Annotated in this window: 20 protein-coding genes; 14 read left to right on the forward strand and 6 right to left on the reverse strand. The window is 34.4% G+C overall.

Annotated features, from left to right (window positions below; translation table 11 throughout):
* Nucleotides 1-412 precede the first annotated feature (412 nt).
* The gene (def, locus tag V1503_RS17365) at nt 413-967 is read right to left on the reverse strand and encodes a peptide deformylase (protein ID WP_214480005.1); all 555 of its coding nucleotides are present in this window, start codon (nt 965-967) and stop codon (nt 413-415) included.
* A gap of 521 nt (nt 968-1,488) precedes the next feature.
* On the opposite strand from def, the gene V1503_RS17370 reads away from it, so the two are divergent.
* From V1503_RS17370 to lpdA, 5 genes are all read left to right on the forward strand, one after another.
* Nucleotides 1,489-2,175: a YkyA family protein gene (locus V1503_RS17370; protein ID WP_410628495.1), complete on the forward strand. Its 687-nt coding sequence runs from the start codon at nt 1,489-1,491 to the stop codon at nt 2,173-2,175.
* Between the two features lie 681 nt (nt 2,176-2,856).
* Nucleotides 2,857-3,963: a pyruvate dehydrogenase (acetyl-transferring) E1 component subunit alpha gene (pdhA, locus tag V1503_RS17375; protein WP_214480003.1), complete on the forward strand. Its 1,107-nt coding sequence runs from the start codon at nt 2,857-2,859 to the stop codon at nt 3,961-3,963.
* Nucleotides 3,964-3,966: 3 nt separating this feature from the next.
* Nucleotides 3,967-4,944, forward strand: coding sequence for an alpha-ketoacid dehydrogenase subunit beta (locus tag V1503_RS17380; RefSeq protein ID WP_214480002.1), 978 nt, complete (start codon nt 3,967-3,969; stop codon nt 4,942-4,944).
* 53 nt (nt 4,945-4,997) lie between these two features.
* A complete protein-coding gene (locus V1503_RS17385) occupies nt 4,998-6,293 on the forward strand; it encodes a dihydrolipoamide acetyltransferase family protein (protein WP_410628498.1) in 1,296 nt (431 codons plus the stop codon).
* Between the two features lie 3 nt (nt 6,294-6,296).
* On the forward strand, nt 6,297-7,706 hold the full coding sequence (gene lpdA, locus V1503_RS17390; RefSeq protein ID WP_410628500.1) for a dihydrolipoyl dehydrogenase: 1,410 nt from the start codon (nt 6,297-6,299) through the stop codon (nt 7,704-7,706).
* A gap of 131 nt (nt 7,707-7,837) precedes the next feature.
* Here the strand turns inward: lpdA and V1503_RS17395 are convergent, their stop codons facing one another.
* On the reverse strand, nt 7,838-8,236 hold the full coding sequence (locus tag V1503_RS17395; RefSeq protein WP_214479999.1) for a hypothetical protein: 399 nt from the start codon (nt 8,234-8,236) through the stop codon (nt 7,838-7,840).
* Between the two features lie 175 nt (nt 8,237-8,411).
* Between V1503_RS17395 and V1503_RS17400 the strand changes: the two genes are divergently transcribed.
* The gene (locus V1503_RS17400; RefSeq protein ID WP_214479998.1) at nt 8,412-8,660 is read left to right on the forward strand and encodes a hypothetical protein; all 249 of its coding nucleotides are present in this window, start codon (nt 8,412-8,414) and stop codon (nt 8,658-8,660) included.
* Here the strand turns inward: V1503_RS17400 and V1503_RS17405 are convergent.
* Nucleotides 8,631-9,716 (reverse strand): FUSC family protein, encoded by a 1,086-nt coding sequence (locus V1503_RS17405; RefSeq protein WP_410628503.1) that lies wholly within the window; start codon nt 9,714-9,716, stop codon nt 8,631-8,633. The genes V1503_RS17400 and V1503_RS17405 overlap by 30 nt on opposite strands.
* 509 nt (nt 9,717-10,225) lie before the next feature.
* Here V1503_RS17405 and V1503_RS17410 point away from each other — a divergent pair.
* Complete coding sequence (locus V1503_RS17410) at nt 10,226-11,095, forward strand: polysaccharide deacetylase family protein (protein ID WP_410628505.1); 870 nt, start codon at nt 10,226-10,228, stop codon at nt 11,093-11,095.
* A gap of 186 nt (nt 11,096-11,281) precedes the next feature.
* On the opposite strand, the gene V1503_RS17415 is transcribed toward V1503_RS17410, so the two are convergent.
* The gene (locus tag V1503_RS17415; RefSeq protein ID WP_410628507.1) at nt 11,282-11,710 is read right to left on the reverse strand and encodes a DUF1885 family protein; all 429 of its coding nucleotides are present in this window, start codon (nt 11,708-11,710) and stop codon (nt 11,282-11,284) included.
* Between the two features lie 160 nt (nt 11,711-11,870).
* Between V1503_RS17415 and V1503_RS17420 the strand changes: the two genes are divergently transcribed.
* The 3 genes from V1503_RS17420 (at nt 11,871) to V1503_RS17430 (ending at nt 13,807) form a co-directional block, all read left to right on the forward strand.
* On the forward strand, nt 11,871-12,170 hold the full coding sequence (locus V1503_RS17420) for a DUF3055 domain-containing protein (protein ID WP_214479994.1): 300 nt from the start codon (nt 11,871-11,873) through the stop codon (nt 12,168-12,170).
* A 386-nt stretch (nt 12,171-12,556) separates the two neighbouring features.
* Nucleotides 12,557-12,676 (forward strand): GapA-binding peptide SR1P, encoded by a 120-nt coding sequence (locus tag V1503_RS17425; RefSeq protein WP_214479993.1) that lies wholly within the window; start codon nt 12,557-12,559, stop codon nt 12,674-12,676.
* A 351-nt stretch (nt 12,677-13,027) separates the two neighbouring features.
* Complete coding sequence (locus V1503_RS17430; RefSeq protein WP_410629462.1) at nt 13,028-13,807, forward strand: alpha/beta fold hydrolase; 780 nt, start codon at nt 13,028-13,030, stop codon at nt 13,805-13,807.
* A gap of 243 nt (nt 13,808-14,050) precedes the next feature.
* Here V1503_RS17430 and V1503_RS17435 read toward each other — a convergent pair whose 3' ends face one another.
* Entirely contained in the window at nt 14,051-15,523 is a 1,473-nt protein-coding gene (locus V1503_RS17435; protein WP_410628510.1) for an aminotransferase class I/II-fold pyridoxal phosphate-dependent enzyme, read from the reverse strand.
* Between the two features lie 1,023 nt (nt 15,524-16,546).
* Between V1503_RS17435 and V1503_RS17440 the strand changes: the two genes are divergently transcribed.
* Nucleotides 16,547-17,506, forward strand: a complete 960-nt coding sequence (locus tag V1503_RS17440; RefSeq protein ID WP_410628512.1) for an NAD(P)H-dependent flavin oxidoreductase — start codon at nt 16,547-16,549, stop codon at nt 17,504-17,506.
* Nucleotides 17,507-17,543: 37 nt separating this feature from the next.
* Nucleotides 17,544-17,816, forward strand: coding sequence for a UPF0223 family protein (locus V1503_RS17445; protein WP_214483190.1), 273 nt, complete (start codon nt 17,544-17,546; stop codon nt 17,814-17,816).
* A 192-nt stretch (nt 17,817-18,008) separates the two neighbouring features.
* Here V1503_RS17445 and V1503_RS17450 read toward each other — a convergent pair whose 3' ends face one another.
* On the reverse strand, nt 18,009-18,656 hold the full coding sequence (locus V1503_RS17450) for a YktB family protein (RefSeq protein WP_410628515.1): 648 nt from the start codon (nt 18,654-18,656) through the stop codon (nt 18,009-18,011).
* Nucleotides 18,657-18,867: 211 nt separating this feature from the next.
* Here V1503_RS17450 and V1503_RS17455 point away from each other — a divergent pair, with 211 nt between their 5' ends.
* Together V1503_RS17455 and V1503_RS17460 are read left to right on the forward strand one after the other, a co-directional pair.
* Nucleotides 18,868-19,062, forward strand: coding sequence for a YkzI domain-containing protein (locus V1503_RS17455; protein ID WP_410628519.1), 195 nt, complete (start codon nt 18,868-18,870; stop codon nt 19,060-19,062).
* 284 nt (nt 19,063-19,346) lie between these two features.
* Entirely contained in the window at nt 19,347-20,147 is an 801-nt protein-coding gene (locus tag V1503_RS17460) for an inositol monophosphatase family protein (RefSeq protein ID WP_214483193.1), read from the forward strand.
* The last annotated feature ends 109 nt before the right edge of the window (nt 20,148-20,256 follow it).

Below are 20,256 nucleotides of genomic sequence, written 5' to 3' on the forward strand. Positions count from 1 at the left end.
TATTACTAGTATATGTGTTCAAGATTAAAGTTCTCATGGGTAAAAATGGAACAAAAATTTTGCTCTATACACGGTAAAGATTTTTTTCAGCAGTGATATAAACGATCGCTGAGTCAAACAATAATATTTTTTTTAAAAAATAGGTGGATTATATAATAGTTATACATAACTAAATTTCTTCTACTATTAAAATTGAAAAGTCCCAGATGTTTAGAAATGAAGTGATATTTGTAATTCAAGAGTGGGGGAGGTCTGGTATGGTTATGATGAACAAAGATAAAGGATTATATTAGAACAGTAAGATATTCCGAAGCACTTTAAAACGAAAACGATCACAAGTAATACAAATGAAACAAGTAGGTGAGAATAGCAAAGGATCAGATCCAATTTAATTAGGGTCTGATCCTTTTAGTTATCTATCAAGAGGTGTGGCTTCTTCTAACAATGTAAACGGCTCTTTTTCATTGATATGGTCATAAAACATGATGCCGTTTAAATGGTCTATTTCGTGCTGGAAGACGATGGATGGAAGTCCTTTCAGGCGTATAGAAATATTTTCACCTTCTAATGTGGTTCCTTTTACTGTGATTCGAGCATATCGTGGAACGTACCCAGGAACTTCTCGGTCAACTGAAAGGCAGCCCTCACCTGTTGTTAAATACGTTTTTTCTACAGAATGACTAACAATCTTTGGATTGAATAATGCGTAGCTAAATAATGTGTCATTGGCGTCATGAACATGAATTGCAATCATTTTTTTAGATACATTTATTTGAGGTGCAGCTAAACCTATACCAGGTCGTAAGTCATATTTTTCTGCCAATTCTTCATCTTGACTCATCTGGACATATTCAATCATGCTTTGTAAAATATTTATATCTTCCTTTGATGGAGGCATTGCTACTTCTTCAGCGACTTTCCGAAGTGCAGGATGGCCTTCTCTAATAATGTCTTCCATTTTAATCAAGAATTTTCACTCCTATTTAAATCTTCTAGTTATTTTAGGCTGGTTTCGCATAGATTGTTGCTTTCTGTACTAAGATATAAACAATTAGTGCTCGAGGCAACTTTTCGACTTTTAGCATTTTAGGTTTCGGATAATTTTCATCTAATAGCCTTAATTATAATATTAGCAACAATGTTTAAGAAAAGAGCCCTATTTTATTATAGTCTATCAAATACCTATGAAATTGTTAACAAAATCAATTATTATTTTGAACTATAAATATGCCTAGTAACAAATATGCACGTATTCGAGGTATCTATTCATGTTAATAGACTACTTTGAACAGATGTGCTCATGTTTATTTTCTTTGTTTATAAAAAACTTTTAAGAAAGCTCTATATATGTAAATTATTCAGTCATTTTCAAGTAGACAAGCTCATAAATATGTATTGTACTAATCGATCATTATTTTTCTTGTACATATTGTCAAATATCATAGATATCATTATAGTAGAAAGTGTTAGGTTGTGAGGGGGATTATTGTGTATAAACAACAGAAAATATTAGGGGTACTCAGTATGCTAGTGGCGTTACTGCTTGGAACAGCCGCTTGTAGTGGTACTAGTCCTGAAGAAAAAATTTACAATACTCTGGAAGAGGTCGTTTCGCTTGAAACTGATTTTGAAGAACAACAAGAACCTTTGACGGAGTTAGAGCTAAAGGATAAAGAATTATTTGATCAAATTATTTCATTAAGTATGGATGATTTTGATCAGATCGTAACCCTTTCTAACGAAGCTCTTAATGTTGTTGCGAAGAGAGAAGAACATCTGAAGAATGAATATGAGAGCATAGAAGCAGGGAAGAAGCATTTCGAAACAATTCTGTCAATTACTGATAGCATGAAGGATGAAGACTTAAAAAAATCAGCAACAGCTTTATTTGAGTTAATGAACGAACGTTATACTGTATATGAAGATCTTCACCAACGGTATGTTCAATCACTGTCATTAGATAAAGAACTATATGAAATGCTTCAAATTGAGGATTTACCATTAGAACAATTGGAATCTCATATCACGAAAATAAATGAAAGCTATACTAACGTCATGGATACAAATGAAAAATTTAATCAATTGACTAACGAGTTTAATGAATCAAAATTGTCTTTCTATAACAATGCAGGATTTGAGATTGAACATTCAGATGACTCTAATGTGAGTGAATAAAAGAATAAATTTAACTACAAAAAGTGAGGATATTATACCTCGCTTTTTTATTATGGGAAGATTTTTTTGTGAAAATTGCTACTTTTTTTGCGAAGAATAACAAGATAATGCGTTGTACGAAGGTTCATAGGCTTTAAAGTAGAAAAGATCCCACGAAAGCTAGTTGTAAACGTGCTTATTTCTAAGTATGAAAAGCAACAATCAACACAAAAGCTTATTGAAAAGAAAAGATGCCACAACCGCTAGCTATATATATGTTTTTAACTTAAGTACAAAAAACAACAATCAATCCAAAAACAGCCCATAGGGAAAATGAAATATATTATAACAGATGGGGGATTTGTAATATAACAGACTGTTTTTTTGAAGAGAAATATAAATACGGTTAACAATACAATTAACTTGAAAAAACTATGAGCATAGAGATTGACGACTCCTGTTTTGATGGTGTAATATTTTTATGTAATAAAAATTGTATTAATCAATTACTTTGATATGAATGATACAGATTCTATTATCCATATAACCATAAGAAACTTATCTTATTATCTACCCTTAATATGGCTTGTTAAAGTCAAAATTGGATAATCTAATAAGTAAGCCAAAGGGTTCCAAGTTATCACTTATTGTGTAATTACCCTGAAAATAACTAATTGGAGAAGAAAGGAAGAGGTGAAGCAGATGGGAAAAACAACCCAAACTGACACTAAAGAACAACTTTCAAAAGTAGAAGAGCATTTTCAAACACTTCAAATTTTGAATGAAGAAGGCGAAGTTGTAAATGAAGACGCTATGCCTAAGCTATCAGATGACCAACTAAAAGAGTTAATGACAAGAATGGTTTATACACGTATCTTAGATCAACGTTGTATTAGTTTAAATCGTCAAGGTCGTCTAGGATTTTATGCTCCGACTGCAGGTCAAGAAGCTTCCCAGTTGGCTAGTCAGTTTGCTTTAGAAAAAGAAGATTTTATTTTACCTGGATATCGTGATGTGCCACAAATTGTATGGCATGGTTTACCATTATATCAAGCATTTTTATTTTCAAGAGGACATTTTCATGGAAATCAAATGCCTGAAGGAGTAAATGTGATTTCACCGCAAATTATTATCGGTGCACAAATTACTCAATGTGCTGGTGTAGCGCTTGGGATGAAAAAACGTGGTGAAAAAGCAGTAGCAGTTACTTATACAGGTGACGGTGGTGCGAGCCAAGGAGATTTTTATGAAGGTATGAATTTTGCAGGAGCATACAAAGCACCAGCTATTTTCATTGTTCAAAATAATCGATTTGCAATTTCTACGCCAGTGGAAAAACAATCTGCAGCAGGTACTGTTGCTCAGAAGGGTGTCGCGGCTGGAATACCTGGTATTCAAGTTGATGGGATGGACCCTTTAGCTGTTTATGCTGCAGTAAATGAAGCTCGTGAGCGTGCGGTAAACGGTGAAGGACCAACGTTGATCGAAACCTTAACATATCGCTATGGCCCTCACACAATGGCTGGAGACGATCCAACTCGTTATCGTTCTACAGAACTTGATGATGAGTGGGAAAAGAAAGATCCACTTGTACGCTTCCGTAAGTTCCTAGAAAGCAAAGGCTTATGGTCTGAAGAACAAGAAAATAATGTAATTGAAAAAGCAAAAGAAGATATAAAAGAAGCAATTAAAAAAGCTGACGAAGCACCTAAACAACAAGTATCAGATTTTATTAATAATATGTTCGAGGAATTACCATACAACTTACAAGAGCAATTGGAAATTTATCAAGAGAAGGAGTCGAAATAAGCGATGGCCCAAATGACATTGATTCAAGCAATCACCGATGCGTTACGTACAGAGTTGCGTAATGACCCTAATGTATTGCTATTTGGAGAAGACGTAGGATTAAACGGTGGGGTTTTCCGTGCTACTGAAGGATTACAAGCAGAATTTGGTGAAGATCGTGTATTTGATACACCTTTAGCTGAATCGGGTATTGGTGGCCTTGCAGTAGGTCTAGGTTTACAAGGTTTCAGACCTGTTCCTGAAATACAATTCTTCGGTTTTGTATATGAGGTTATGGATGCGATATCTGGACAAATGGCTAGAATGAGATATCGTTCTGGAGGACGTTATCATTCGCCAATTACAATACGCTCACCATTTGGTGGAGGAGTGCATACACCTGAGTTACATGCAGACAGCTTAGAAGGATTAATGGCTCAGCAACCAGGATTAAAGGTAGTCATCCCTTCAACTCCATATGACGCGAAAGGTTTATTGATTTCAGCTATCCGTGATAATGATCCAGTTATCTTTTTAGAGCATATGAAATTATATCGTTCATTTAGAGAAGAAGTACCTGAAGAAGAATACACAATTGAAATCGGTAAAGCGGATGTAAAGCGTGAAGGCAGCGACCTATCGATTATCACATATGGTGCAATGGTTCATGAATCTTTAAAAGCTGCAACAGAACTTGAGAAAGAAGGAATTTCAGCAGAAGTAATTGATTTACGTACAGTAAGTCCATTAGATATTCCTACAATTATTTCATCTGTTGAAAAAACTGGGCGTGCAATTGTTGTACAAGAAGCACAAAAACAAGCTGGTATAGCAGCGAATGTAGTAGCGGAAATTAATGATCGTGCTATATTAAGCCTAGAAGCACCAGTATTACGTGTAGCAGCTCCAGATACAGTATATTCGTTCTCTGCAGCTGAACCTATTTGGTTACCTAACTTTAAGGACGTTATTGAAACTGCGAAAAAAGTAATGAACTTTTAATTTAAAGTTCCCAAGATAATGACTTTATGCAAAAGGACTAGGAGGTCGACAACATGGCATTTGAATTTAAACTGCCTGATATCGGAGAAGGTATTCACGAAGGTGAAATTGTTAAATGGTTTGTAAATACAGGCGATGAAGTCAATGAAGATGACGTACTGTGTGAAGTACAAAACGATAAAGCTGTAGTTGAAATTCCTTCACCTGTTAAAGGAAAAGTGTTAGAAGTTCTTGTTGAAGAAGGAACGGTTGCTGTTGTAGGTGACACTCTCATTAAATTTGATGCACCAGGATATGAAGGCTTAACATTTAAAGGTCAAGAAGAGGAAGAAAAAGAACCTGAGCAAGTAGAGAGTGTGGAAGAGGTAACTGCAGCAGTTCAAGCGGATATCCCTGAAGTAGATGAAAATCGTCGCGTAATTGCAATGCCGTCAGTTCGTAAATATGCACGAGAAAAAGGCATAGACATTCGTCAAGTAGCTGGTACTGGAAATAACGGGCGTGTACTTAAACAAGATATCGATACGTTTGTAGCTGGTGGAGCTGTACAAGAAACGGAAACAGTAGAGATCGTTGAAGAAATCTCAGCTGTACAAACACCTGTTAAGGAAGAAAAGCCTGTTAAGCAACCAATCCCAGCTGGTGAATACCCTGAAACAAGAGAAAAAATTAGCGGAATCCGTAAAGCAATTGCAAAAGCGATGGTGAATTCTAAACATACTGCACCTCATGTAACATTAATGGATGAAATTGATGTAACTAAGCTTGTAGCACATCGTAAAAAGTTCAAGAGTGTTGCAGCTGATAAAGGTATTAAACTAACATTTTTACCTTATGTCGTAAAAGCTTTAACATCAGCTTTACGTGAGTATCCTGCTCTAAACACATCTATGGATGATGCAACTGATGAAATTATTCATAAGCATTATTACAATATCGGTATTGCAGCTGACACAGAAAAGGGCTTACTTGTCCCAGTAGTTAAAAATGCTGATAGTAAATCTGTGTTTACAATTTCTAATGAAATTAATGAGTTGGCAACAAAAGCTCGTGATGGTAAACTTGCACCTCAAGAAATGAAAGATGCTTCATGTACGATAACGAATATCGGGTCTGCAGGTGGTCAATGGTTCACACCAGTTATTAATCACCCTGAGGTTGCCATTCTGGGCATTGGCCGTATTCAAGAAAAACCAGTTGTTCAAGATGGCGAAATTGTAGTAGCACCTGTCTTAGCATTATCATTAAGCTTTGATCATCGGATGATAGATGGAGCTACTGCTCAATATGCTTTAAATCATATCAAACGTTTATTAAACGATCCTGAATTATTATTAATGGAGGGGTAATCGATGGTAGTAGGAGATTTTCCAATTGAAACAGACACTCTTGTCGTAGGAGCTGGCCCTGGTGGTTATGTAGCAGCAATTAGAGCAGCACAACTAGGGCAAAAAGTAACGATTGTTGAGAAATCTAATCTAGGTGGAGTATGTTTAAACGTTGGTTGTATTCCATCTAAAGCTTTAATAAGTGCAGGGCATCGTTATGAAACTGCATTACATTCTGAAGATATGGGAATTAAAGCTGAGAATGTTACTGTTGACTTCTCAAAAGTACAGGCTTGGAAAGCTGGAATAGTTAAAAAACAAATCGGTGGAGTAGGGACTTTATTAAAAAGTAACAAAGTCGACATCGTTAGTGGAGAAGCTTATTTTGTTGATGCAAATACAGTCCGTGTGATGGATGAAAATTCTGCACAAACGTATAAGTTTAAACATGCAATCATTGCTACGGGTTCACGTCCAATTGAATTACCGACTTTTAAATATAGTAAACGTGTTATTGATTCTACTGGAGCTTTAGCATTGGAAGAAATTCCAAAGTCATTAGTCGTTATCGGTGGAGGATACATCGGTACAGAGCTTGGTACAGCTTATGCTAACTTTGGTACGGATGTAACAATATTAGAAGGTGCGGATGAGATTTTATCTGGCTTTGAAAAGCAAATGAGCAGCATTGTAAAGCGTAAACTTAAGAAAAAAGGCGTTGAAATCTTTACAAATGCTTTAGCACAAGGTGTAGAAGAACGTGAAGATGGGGTTACCGTTACTTTTGAAGCAAAAGGTGAAACAAAAACCATTGATGCTGATTACGTGTTAGTAACAGTAGGTCGCCGTCCAAATACCGAGGAGTTAGGTCTTGAACAAGTTGGTGTTGAAATAACTGACCGTGGTGTAATTAAAATTGATAAGCAATGTCGTACATCTGTCGACAATATCTTCGCCATCGGTGATATCGTCGAAGGACCACCGCTTGCACATAAGGCTTCCTATGAAGGGAAAATAGCTGCTGAGGTCATTTCAAACCATCCGTCTGAAATAGACTATCATGGAATTCCAGCAGTTGTATTTTCAGACCCTGAGCTAGCATCAGTTGGTTACTCAGAAAAAGAGGCGAAAGAGAATGGGCTAGATATTGTAGCTGCTAAATTTCCTTTTGGTGCAAACGGAAGAGCGCAGGCGCTTAATGCAGCTGAAGGTTTCCTAAAGCTCATTACGAGAAAAGAAGATGGCTTAGTGATTGGTGCTCAAATTGCTGGTCCAAATGCATCTGATATGATTGCCGAGCTTGGTTTAGCAATTGAAGCAGGAATGACTGCTGAAGATATTGCTATGACAATCCATGCACATCCAACATTAGGAGAAATTACGATGGAAGCTGCAGAGGTTGCCATCGGAAGTCCAATTCACATTTTGAAATAAATTTAAGAATGCTTACGTTACTGATAAACATGTTAGTGATATAACTAAAAAAGATGTCACTGTATAACCTAGGTAACGTAAATATATGTAATAAAAAAAGGCTGTCATGAATATATAATGACAGTCTTTTTTTATTCTTTATTGCCTTCTAAAGCCTCTTTTATCGGATTCATAATCTCATCCTTACTTATATGACCTTCTACTTGTGCAATAATTTCGTTATCGTACATCATCACTAGTGCTGGATATTGGTTAATATTAATATTTATATTAAGTTCTTCTGTTTGTGATGAAATAATGACCATATTTGAAATTTCATGTGGAAATTCTTTTTTCAATTCGAGTAAAGCATCGTAGTAATTTATTTCATTTTGCACATTGTTTTCATCTGAGAAAAACATCAACTGTAGATCATCTTTATTTTTTGGGATGCTAGAAGTGTCATTCTGTTGGCAAGATGCAATGAAAATGAATGACAGTAAAAAAAATGTAGAAAGACGCTTCATTATTTGTTCACTTCTTTCAGTCAAAATGAGTGAATGTCTCTTTTGTGATTTGAATCGAAATACTTATAACATGTAGTACTATTTTAGCATGTGAGAGTCTGGGAATAGACTATGTCATCTATTTGTTACAAAAATGAAAAATAGATGTTGCTTGTCTTGCATAAGTATTAAAAAGAGGTTAAGAGAAGGGGAATAATATATGAAGACTTTAACTGTTTTTATGGTCCAATTTATAATATGGAGTGCATACAGTATTATAGAATGGTTGTCTCAGCATGATGGTCGCGTGTCAAAGTCAATATTACTAGCAATATTAATTTATTTTGCATATATAATCGCACAAAAAGCAATGCAGTCTAAAAAGAGAGGTGTAATAATTACGATCATTAGCCTCCCTCTATATTTTTTATGTCGTGAGCTATTCTGGGCTTTTGTTGCTATTTATTGACGTATATTCTTTATCTCGCTTTGATTGATTTCTAGTCAGGTGCTCAACTTCTTCTAACACATCATGTATAGACAATAGTTCAAACAACAACACTGTTTCTTTTGGAAAATGATGATAGTATTTTGTGTGTGTTTCCCCTATTTGTTCTTTACATTTTCTGAAATTTTCATCAAGATCTTTAATTAAGTCGTAATGATCATCAGAAATACAGTGCTTAGGATCCTTCAATATAGTATTTATAGATATAAATGCTTGGTGAAGTTTTTCTTTATCTATATTAGTTATAATACTATAATTTGACAAATGTTGTAAATTTCCGATGTGAAATAGTATTTGTTGCAGCAATGTTAATTTTTTATGTTCAATTTGAAAATCTCTCATTTCTTTCGTAGTATGCCTATGGAACTTCCACTCAGCACGTTGATAGTGACATAGTTGTAAAGTTTTTTCGTAGCTTTTAGTTATAGCTTGAAATTGTTGAACAGTTTGTGTCTTTTTGGTGTTTGTAAGGCCCAAAATATCATGACCAATTACTTCAATTGTTTGAGCTGTCTCTATAAACAGCTTATCAATTGATTTATGTATAATAGGAGAGAATTTTGGCGGTAATATGATCAAGTTTACTAACGTAGATACGAACAATCCAATGGATGTTGTTAGTAGTCTTGTAAAAAAAGCAAGTATAAAATTATCACCTGTCACTGGGATCATTGCAACAGCTGTTAAGGTTGCTACTAAGATGCCATCATCCAGTTTTAATCGATGGCATAATAAAATCGTACTTGTTGCTGCAAGGGCATAGGAAAGAGGATCTTCACCAATAAAAGCCGTAAAAGTTAATGAAAATGCTGCTCCAATAGCTGAAGCTGGGAAGCGAACAACACCTTTTTTAATGGATTCTGCAGCTGTTGGCTCAATTGTAACAATAGCTGTTATAACGGCGAAAATTGCTGGAAGGCTAAGTAACTCGCATATATAAGCGGTAATAAAAACAGCGAGTCCCGTCTTAAAGACACGTCCCCCAAATATTTTAAATTTATTTACAAATCTTTTCATTTCTTCAGACTCCGTCTCATAGTTTACCTTGTTTTGTTAAATTTTTGCTGTTGTCACCACTAAGTTTATACGCGAATATAACTAGTTTCATAGCATGTTTGCTACTTCTAATAAAACCTTTCTTGTTGTATTTATGTAGTAGAAATAGCTATGTATTTTTTACATAATTTGTTATTTTTGTAATAAGGGCTAAATACGTTTATGACTAACGTTTGGGGTCACTTTTTTCTCTAAAGGCTATAAACATCATTTCATTCATATCAGTTACACAACTATATGTGAAAAAAAGCAAAATATTTTACCAAAAGAGCCTTTTTTATGTCATCATTACAGTTGGGATAAATCGATGAGATACTTTTCAAGTTTACTTGAAAGACCTCACTGGATGTTATCATTAATATTATAATATCAATGGTAAGAAATAAGGTAATCATTTTTATTTTTTTAGAAAAAAAAATATAACTATATTATAATTAATGAGTATTTTTAATAAATGGAGGATTATACGAATGAAAATCATCACAATTGCAATTTTATCGATCCTAGCTGCTTACATAACTGGCTGTAGCCAAGGTGATGTTACTAAGGAAACTGTCGCAATCGACAATGAAGAAGTAAACATCGAGGAGATGACGGAAGTAGAAGGTAGTAATTCAACAAACATAAACACAACAACGAAATCTAGTGTGGAAGAGCAATTTAATAACACTGAGGAATTGGAGATAGTAGAATTAGAGCCCCAATATATAATAAACCCGAATCATTGGGGAGTTGAACCAATTGGTGACGCTAATGAAAATGTATTATTATTAACAATTGATGATGCCCCAAATAAATTCAGTTTGCAGATGGCTCATACTTTACAGTCCTTGAATGTAAAAGCGATCTTTTTTGTGAATGGACATTTTATTGATAGTGAAGAAGAACAAGAGGTATTGAAGCAAATATATGATCTCGGCTTTCCGATAGGCAATCATACATGGTCTCATAATAATTTAAGTGAATTATCTGAAGTTGAACAATATGAAGAAATTATAAAATTAAATGATGCAATAGAAGAAATAACTGGAAAGAGGCCACAATTTTTTCGAGCTCCATACGGGGTAAATACTGAATACTCAAAACAACTAGTTGCTGAAGAAAATATGGTGTTAATGAACTGGTCATATGGATACGACTTTGACAAAAAGTACATGACTGAAGAGTCAATTTTAGATATTATGGTAAATACGCCACTCCTTCGTAACGGTGCGAATTTATTGATGCATGATCGTGAATGGACAAACGATGCGTTAAAGGAAATTGTTATTCAGCTACAAAAGAACGGTTATGACATGGTTGATCCAGCGTTAATCAAAATCAATCCACATGCAGATTAAGTTGACTGTTAAGTCATCTTAATTAATCATTATTGACATAATGTTCTTTCGGTTGTGGCTAAGCTCGTATTTTGATAAACTTAACTCTATAGGTAATTAGGTGGGTGGATCCACCTGATTACCTATAAATCTAGCTTACCTAATAAATTCATTTACATTTAGATGTAAATGAGCATTGTAGATATATTAATAATAATAGATCGTTCTGCCGTTAAATAGGTGCAATTCACCAGAAACCTTTTTAGCTAAAAATTTACAAAATTCATTAGCTTTCCCCTTGTCTCCATGTGTGGATTGCTTTAACAAACTTACTTGTATATATTGTTGTTGGCGTACCTCTTTAGAATCCATGTCTTCAATGCTTTCGTTACCTATACCAACAATGATTGATTTATATTGTTTATGTTCAGACTGTAAGTGGAATAAATCATTGTTGCCATCATTAATCTTTGTTATCCTGTAAGGAAACGCTGAATCATCATATTTCCAGTCAAGCTGCTTACCTGTTTTGTTAGTGATCACTTTATAATATTCAAACAGGTCTTCTACATCATCTAATGTAATATCATGTTTCTTAGATTTTGGCACTAGTTTTATGTATGCGTTGTTTGCCATTCTCTTCACTCCCAATTCTGAATATGCACGTTCGATTACATTCTAGCATTCTCATTGAGATGTTGACAACTTCTTGAACAATTAATCCATGAACTTGTCAAAGGTTTAGAATTGATTTATAATAATATTCTGAATATTATTTTACTGAAGGAGGTTGTTTATGAACCTATTTGAAAAATTATACGATGAGCAAGAGACGGTTAAGGTACGTTTTGTGGGTTTTACAACAACAGAAACGAGATATGATTTTGGCATCATTTATACAAGTATGTTTTTTGGAAAACCGTTAGTCGTATGTATGCAAACTGGGCGTTCAACCCTTCTAGATCCTAAAGATGTTGAGGATCATGATCATTTACACCATGTCTTCCGCCTAGACTCTAAAGATGAAGCAGCAGACCTCGCTGAATTCTTCAAAGTAAACTTACCTGTATCTCCATTCCAATCCCAATATGAATAGTGCTCATTTAAAAGATGACTTTAATGTCATCTTTTTTTCTTAATGTTATGGCTGTTTTCGCATTGATAGTTGCTTTACGTTCTATCATGTAAGATCGTAAGCATGTAGCGTTCTTTGCATCTTTTCTACTTTATTAAAATCTCTTATATAAACCCTTATCTTAGTCCAATATTAGTCAAAATAGCCCCTAATTTACGATAAGGGTCCATATTATATAACAGATATTAAAAGTTATAATTATTTTTATGTGACATACTAATTGTGCTTGACTAAATATATGTGACATATTATTATTAAGTTAAATAAAAGATAACGCTTTCAAAAATTCAATTTTGTGCAGTTGTCGAGGTCGTTTGAGTGGTCATAAAACGAAAGGGGTTTGATGAATGGGAACAATCGTATGTCAGTCGTGTAACAGTACAATTGACCATTATGAGGATGAAAAAGTTACGATACTGTATGGAAAAAGTACTGAGTGTTGTTGCGAAGATCACAAAGAGAAATAAAAAACAAGCATGTTCGGTTTTTGGATAGAAAACATTAAAAAAACAGCGTTATTGGGGACATAATTCACATATGAATTGGTGTCTCCTTTTTATTGTTATATAATAGGTATGCAGAATTATGATACGATCTCTACATAAGTTAGATTACTAAATATAAACTTCTATTAAAGTGATATCATTTTCTAAGGTAGTTCGCTTAATGCTAAGCGAACTTACTTTTTGAAAGGAACTAGAATTTTTATGTTAATATAAATTTATAAATTGTGAAATGATTTGCTTATACTATGGGCAGCTTGTTTTTTTAATCACAAAAAACAGTAGGAGAAACTAGCATAAAGAGAGGTGGATTTTCTGGATTTACATTATCAAGAGTATGGGGATATGAATGCTTCATTAATGGTATTTTTGCACGGTGGTGGAGTAAGCAGTTGGATGTGGGAAAAACAAATTCAATACTTCAGTCATTATCATTGCATTACAATAGATTTACCAGAACAAGGGGAAAGTAATTATACAGAAAGCTTTTCAATTCAATTAAGTGCGGAAAAAATAAATGACTTAATAGAAAAATTAGCAAACGGAAAAAAAGTAATTGTTATTGGTTTCTCATTAGGTGCACAAGTAACTATACAAATGTTGAGCATGAATCCGAATTTGATAAATTATGCGGTCATAAATAGCGCATTAGTAAGACCTAATTCATTTGTTAGAAAAATGATTAGACCGTCTATAAAATTAACTTTTCCATTAGTTAAAAATAAATCTTTTTCAAAACTTCAAGCGAAAACATTGTACGTTGGTAAAGAATACTTTGAAACATATTACAAGGAAAGTTCTGAAATGAAATTAGATACACTTATTAGAATACTAGAAGAAAATATGTCATTTGAAATTCCTAATAATTTTTATAAAGCAACGGGAAAAATATTAGTTTCTGTCGGTGAAAAGGAAAAAACAATAATGAAAAAATCAGCAGCAGATATAGTTTCAAATAATACAAATTGTAAAGGGATCATTATACCTAACGTCGGTCACGGAATATCCTTGTGGAATCCTAAATTCTTTAATCAAATGATTGAAAAGTGGATACAGGAAGATGCTTTGCCACAAGGTACTATAACAATAAAGTAACAAATGTTTGTTGTGCTAACGTGAGTTTTAGTTCAATCAGAATGGAAAAATAATACATTAAAAAACGCTCAGTGTTTACTAAGCGTTTTTATTTGCTATTTCATATGGTTAATTTACTTTAAAAAAATTGATAGTTAGGTTGTAATATGGATTCGTTTTAGTATTTTTCTCCCTATCAACCGAACCCATTATTTTGTATATGCTTGTTTGTATAGTGCATTTGCTAGTATTTCTTGCCTCAGTTTAGCGTATAGCTTTATGCTCTTTTATGACTCTTAGTGAATGTAGATGATTATCTTCAGGCCCTTGAACAGGTAAGCCTGCCTCTAGGTTTTTTATTACGTACTTAAGGTTATCGTTTGTTATTATTTCCCCAGGAATGAAAATTGGAATTCCTGGAGGATACACCATAATAAATTCAGCGCTAATTCTTCCAGCAGACTCCTCAAAAGGAACAATTTCAGTTTCTGCATAAAAAGCATCTCGAGGGGATAGCGCTAATAATGGTATATCGGGTAACAACACCGTAGTTGGCATTGTTGATTTTGCTTGATGGTAAAATTCATCTGCTAAATGGCGTAATGCTCGCAACAATATTTCTGTATCATCTTCAGTATCCCCAGGAGTGATAATACATAAAATATTGTATAGGTCAGATAATTCAACCTCGATATTGTAATGTTTTCTTAGCCAAACTTCAACGTCATGTCCAGTAATCCCTAAATTTTTTACAGAAATTATCAATTTGGTAGGGTCATAGTCAAATGTCGCTTTTGTACCGACAATTTCATTTCCGACACAATATAAATGCTGTATCTTATTAATGGACGCTCTGGTTTTTTCTGCAAGTGCGATGGACTTTTCTATTAATCCATGTCCTTCAGTAGCCAACTGTTTCCTAGCGACATCCAAAGAAGCTAGCAATAAATAAGATGTTGACGTAGTTGTAAGCATGCTTAAAATAGCTTGAACACGGTTCACCGAAACGAGTCCGGATTTTATATTCAGTATAGAACTTTGAGTCATTGATCCCCCAAGCTTATGAACACTCGTTGCTGCCATATCTGCTCCAGCTTGCATTGCGGATAAGGGTAACTTTTCATGAAAATGAATATGAACTCCATGAGCTTCATCAACTAATACTGGCACTTTGTGTTCATGAGCCACTTCAACGATACCTTGTAAATCTGCAGCCACTCCAAAATATGTGGGATTAATTACAAAGACACCTTTAGCATCTGGGTGCTGTTCCAATGCTTTTGACACAGCATCTACGGTTATACCGTGAGAGATACCCAAATTCTTATCAATTTCAGGGTGTATAAATATCGGTATAGCTCCTGAAAACACAATTGCTGACATAACTGATTTATGAACATTACGTGGCACGATGATTTTGTCTCCTGGTCCACATACCGACATTATCATAGCCATAATTGCTCCACTTGTACCTTGAACAGAAAAAAATGTGTAATCTGCGTGAAAAGCTTCAGCAGCCAATTGTTGAGCCTGCTTAATCATTCCACTTGGCTGATGCAAATCGTCAAGTGGTTCAATATTAATTAAGTCAATGGAAAACGCATTATCACCTATAAATGAGCGAAACTCTGGTTCAATACCTTTTCCTTTTTTGTGTCCAGGAATATGAAATTGATGAGGATTTTTTTTAGAATGATCTACTAAACCAGTAAATAATGGTGTTTTATTTTGGGACAACTTTATATGGCACCTCTTTTAATAAGCTATTTTCGCATGGAATGTTGTTGTTCGTACTAATATATATAAACATGTACAACTACAGGTCGTGGCACTCTTATAGACTATTATGAATTGAGTTGTTCTGTTTTATAGAAAGATTAGCAACAAGTTTACGAAAAGAGCTTTTAATGATAAGTTATTAGTTTTTACATAAAACACAAGAATTATATCACTTTATGAAAGGGTTGCATAGTACTATCAGTCATTAGAAATTTAAAGGTACTTGTTAACCATCTGAACAAAAAATTTAATGTTAATAGCCCTGTTTTAGTAATGGTATAGTAAACATACAGTGTTATTTTTCTTGATAGGACACAAAGCATAAAAAGTGCTTAGGCTTGTTTGTTATTAAATAGGCTGCTTTCGTATCAAATGTTGCTTTTCGTAATAGCAACTCAACATGAAAATTACTAACGTTCGTGGCATCTTTTCTGCTGTGTAACGGTGACTAGCAATGTAAAGCCACTTTTTATGATGCTAATTTGATAACAATATAACAAAGTGTACGAAAAGAGCCCTACTTAAGGCTTTTTCGTATCAAATGTTGCTTTTCGTAATAGCAATTCAACACGAAATTACTAACGTTCGTGGCATCTTTTCTGCTGTGTAACGGTGACTAGCAATGTAAAGCCACTTTTTATGATGCTAATTTGATAACAATATAACAAAGTGCACGAAAAGAGCCCTACTCAAGGCTGTTTTCGCATCAAATGTTGCTTTTCGTAATAGCAATTCAACACGAAAATTACTAACGTTCGTGGCATCTTTTCTTCTGTATAACGATGACTAGCAATGTAAAGCCACTTTTTATGATGCTAATTTGATAACAAAACAACAAAGTGTACGAAAAGAGCCCTAACTTTGTTTTTAATGAATTCACTTTTCTAATATAATATTATTGCGTAGTTATGCTATGTTAAAGGATTTTGCCTTATAAAAAGCGAAATAATTATGGTACAGGGATTTATAGGAGGTGTTCATTTGAATTGGGATACAAAGATAACAAAACTATTAGGAATTAAATATCCCATTATTCAAGGGGGGTTAGCTTATTTAGCTTATGCTGACTTAGCAGCTGCTGTAAGTAATGCTGGTGGGTTAGGACAGATTACAGCGATGTCATTACAAACTCCTGAAGAGTTAAAGAAAGAGATAGATAAGGTTAGAGAACGAACAGATAAACCATTCGGAGTTAATTTTGCCATTGGTCAACACGGAAGAAGTTATTCACATATGCTTGATGTGGCAATAAACGAAAAAGTACCTGTTATTTCAATGACTGGTGCAAATCCAACACCAATATTTGAACAACTAAAAGGTGTAGATGTCAAAAAACTTGTTCTTGTAGCAGCTCGAAGGCAGGCAATTAAAGCGGAGCAATTAGGTGCAGATGCCGTTATGGTAGTTGGACAAGAGGGTGGAGGGCATTTAGGGAAAAATGATACAGGAACGATCGTTTTAATTCCACAAGTAGTTAACGCTGTGTCTATACCAGTTATTGCCTCGGGTGGAATAGGAGATGGTCGGGGATTAATGGCTGCACTTAGTTTAGGTGCAGAAGGAATAGAGATGGGTACAAGATTTATTGCTACGCAAGAATGTATTCATGCTAATCAAGTATATAAGCAGGCTCTCATAGAAGGAACAGAGGATGGGACAACAGTGATAAAACGATCCATAGGGGCGCCAGCACGAGCTATTTCAAACAATTGGACAAAAAAAATTGTTGAGCTTGAGCGGGCAAATGGTGACTATAATCAATTAAAGGATTTCATTAGTGGGTCCGCAAATAAACGTTATATATATGAAGGGAACACCGAAGAAGGTTTTGCATGGGCTGGTCAAGTGATGGGTCTAATAAACGATTCTCCCACAGTAAGTGAACTTTTTGATCGTATTATTAATGAAGCAGAACAAATTCGAAAAACATGGGGAAACTAATATAGGCTAACTTGATTAACATTAAGGGGGAATACCATTGGATTATCAATATCCAATATCTTATGATTGGAACACGAATGAAATTGTTGATGTAGTAAGGTTTTTCGAGACAATCGAACATGCCTATGAAAAAGGCATTGCAAAAGAAACGCTTATGGAAGCGTATCGAGTATTTAAAAAAGTTGTACCGAGTAAAGCTGAAGAAAAAAAATTATGTAAAGAATTTGAAGAAATCAGTGGGTACTCCTCATACCATACCGTTAAAAAGGCGAAAGAAGCTATTACAAATGATGCCATTATTAAAATGTAAGGCTCTCTCTTGTTGTTAATATTTTTGTTTATTGGAACAACTAGGAAAGTTATAAAAAATTATCACCTTTTCTGTAAATATTGCCTGGCCCTATAAATATTTTGCTATGGGGCCAAGCATCTACAGTTGTGTTTGGCAAAAAGCCGAAGCTAAAAGTTCACAAGCACACTTCAAACTCTTATTATATCTTCATTATTTTGAAAGAACGGTGGATGATGACGTTGCTAATTCATACAACGGCATAAGCGTTTTAAAAGTGGTATCAATGATGTTAAGTAACTGTTTGTCATTCATATTTATCACATCATCTTTGTCAATATGAACTCCGCATAATATTTCTGCCTTTTTGATCGTTTGTAGCCTGTTAAACATATGTAGTATTTGCTCATCAGTTAAATTTGCTTGAGCTATGGCAGTAGGTTTTGTATGATCTGTTGACCAGACAAAGTTGTTAGGAATTTGCTTTTTAAGCTCACGATATTGTTCTTCAAGTATTATTCCTAAGTTCTCCTTGTATGGGTACTCATAGATAACTGCAAATATGATAAATAAATGACTCCCCCACAGGCCAACCTGGAAGTGTGGTAGCATTTTATATCCTCTTGCATTACTTGAAAAAGCTACCCAAGTATCATTAGGTGGGTTTTTAGTTCGACGAGCATGTTTGGCCACATGAAAAAACATCTCATTCCCAGTTAGCGTTGTAAGAGAAGGGACAAAATGGGTGCCAATAAATTCAAATTTTGGTCTAATTAATTGCTTTATCGCTGTCATTCGATCATCTAATTCAGGAATCATAAAAGTATCAAAATCATCTGCTGAAAAGCCTTGAAAATTCATAATTACACTCCTTAAAAAATATCTTCATTCGAGAATTTATAACAAATCTTATTTTACCATAAATCTTGTATACAAATTCTATCTAACATAATGGGTCTACACACATTTTTGTTCCATAGACATCTAGCTCAACATAAAGATATAACAACAAATTCAAATATAGTCATTCTGAAGTGGGTACTAACAGTATAAACCGAGGGGGTGCATTTACTTGAAACAAGTAATGAAATCTTTGAAGCGTAGTGATAGTGAAGAGCGATTAGCGGTTTTACGGTTGGAATTAGATTATGAGTTGTCGACACTTTATGAAGCCATTGTGGAAAAAAATGTACCTAAAAAAAATGAGTGTTTAAAGCGATTAGAACAAATACGAGAAGAATTATTGTCATTAGGATGGTTTAAATAAAGGCTCTGTTGTTAAATTCAGTTGTTATCTTTTGACCAAATAAGTAGAATGTTAAACGGCTTTCCTTGTTTAAAGAATAATGGGGGCTTAGTTTACTCGCTTTAGCCGAGTTCATTCTTAGCTGGAGTAGCTACAATCAAGTAAAAAACAGCCATAGAAAAACACCAATTAGTATAACTGTTGGTGTTTTTCTTGTACAGTTTAAGTAAAGCTTGAATGAAGCTTGTGTTTTCTGTATGCTGAATTGTAAAAGTTATACTAATGAAATAGGGAGGCAGCTCTTAATGAGTAACAATTGGGACGAGATAGATCAAACCGCGAAGAAGTGGATCAAAGAAGCTGGTATTGTTATACGCAATTCGTTTACGAAACAAGTAGGTATACATACAAAATCAAATCCTAATGATTTAGTGACTGATATTGATCGAGAAATAGAGCAATTTTTTATTAAAAAAATTAACAGTAAATACGCTACTCATTATGTGTTAGGTGAAGAAGGATTTGGTAATGAAGTTAAAACATTGAATGGTACTGTTTGGATTATTGATCCTATTGACGGGACGATTAATTTCGTGCATCAGCAAAGAAATTTTTGCATCTCAATAGGCATTTATGAAAATGGCGTAGGTATGATCGGTCTTATTTATGATGTTGTTAGTGATGAGCTTTTTCATGCAAGAAAAGGTCATGGTGCATATATAAATAACATCTTGTTATCACCGTTGAAAGACACGCCAATCCATGAAGCAATCATTGGAATCAATGCTACTTGGGTAACAGAAAATTGGCGCATTGATCATGCTATTCTATCTCCGATCGTAAAAGACGCAAGAGGGACGCGTTCTTATGGCTCTGCTGCGCTAGAAATGGCGTATGTTGCTGCTGGAAGGTTAGATGGATACATTACAATGAGGTTGTCACCTTGGGACTTCGCTGCAGGTGTTGTAATATTAAGTGAGGTAGGTGGAGTTGTAACAACAGTAAAAGGAGAAGAAATTTCATTTCTAGAAGAGAATAGTATATTTGCAAGTAGTATCAACTTACATAACAGAATTTTGCAAAAGTATAAACTGAATGAGGGTTAAATCTACATTACGTGAATGAGGCCTGTCCAATGGTCTTATTAATACGATTGCAAATAATTAGTTGTTAATTGAACGTTCACATATTCAATCATATAGCCTCAACTCCATT

This window comes from Nanhaiella sioensis (genome assembly GCF_046557775.1).
GTDB lineage: Bacteria > Bacillota > Bacilli > Bacillales > SM2101 > Nanhaiella > Nanhaiella sioensis.